The 786-nt window shown below is 64.0% G+C and carries 1 protein-coding gene and 1 pseudogene; both read left to right on the top strand.

The genetic code is table 11. The features are described from left to right. A partial coding sequence (locus EOA86_RS36845) for an ABC transporter permease (protein ID WP_164892422.1) occupies positions 1-354 on the top strand: 354 nt, incomplete at its 5' end. Then, positions 351-786 (top strand): annotated as a pseudogene (locus EOA86_RS36840) (ABC transporter permease); the annotation flags it as partial. The gene EOA86_RS36845 and the pseudogene EOA86_RS36840, both read left to right, overlap by 4 nt.

Here is a 786-nt window from a genome sequence, read left to right as displayed (position 1 = left end):
ATCCTGCCCATCTATGTGGCGCTGGACACGATCCCGAAATCGCTGCTCGAAGCCGCTTCCGACCTCGGCGCCAGACCGTTCACCAGCTTCCGCCGCGTCGTGCTGCCGAATTCGATGCCGGGGGTGCTGGCGGCTGCTCTCGTCGTCTTCGTGCCGACGGTCGGCGACTACGTCACTCCGGCGCTGGTCGGCGGCCCTGCCAGCACCATGATCGGCTCGCTGATCCAGGCCCAGTTCGGCAAGGCCAATGACTGGCCGTTCGGCGCCGCACTCGCCGTCGCCGTCATGCTGGTCATCCTTGCCGTGGTGCTGATGGTGCGTTCCGCCGACCGCAGATTTGGCAGCCGGACATGAACACGGCGCGTATCGATGCAAAGCAGGGCGGCGGTTGGCTGGGCGCCTATGTCCTTGCCTATCTGGTGTTCCTGTACTTGCCGATACTGCTGATCCCGCTGTTTTCCTTCAACAATTCGATCCAGGCGGCGTTTCCGCTGCAAGGCTTCACGTTGGAATGGTATGCGACGCTGTTCGGCAATTCGGCGCTCTCCGGCGCGCTTGGGAACAGCCTCGTCATCGGTGCAACTGCCGCCACCGGCGCGACGCTCTGCGGCATCACAGTGTCCTATATGGACCTCTACGGCCGCTCGCCGCTTGCCGCCACGATCAGCGCCATCGCGCGACTACCGATCCTGATCCCCGGCGTGATCGTCGGCATCTCGCTGCTGATACTGGTCAACCTCATTGGCTTCGGGCCGTCACGCACTGCCATCGTGCTCGGCCACATGT

The sequence above is a fragment of the Mesorhizobium sp. M5C.F.Ca.IN.020.32.2.1 genome, assembly GCF_004023105.1.
In the GTDB taxonomy this organism is placed as follows: Bacteria; Pseudomonadota; Alphaproteobacteria; order Rhizobiales; family Rhizobiaceae; genus Mesorhizobium; species Mesorhizobium wenxiniae.
This window is presented reverse-complemented; position numbering and strand designations above follow the sequence as displayed.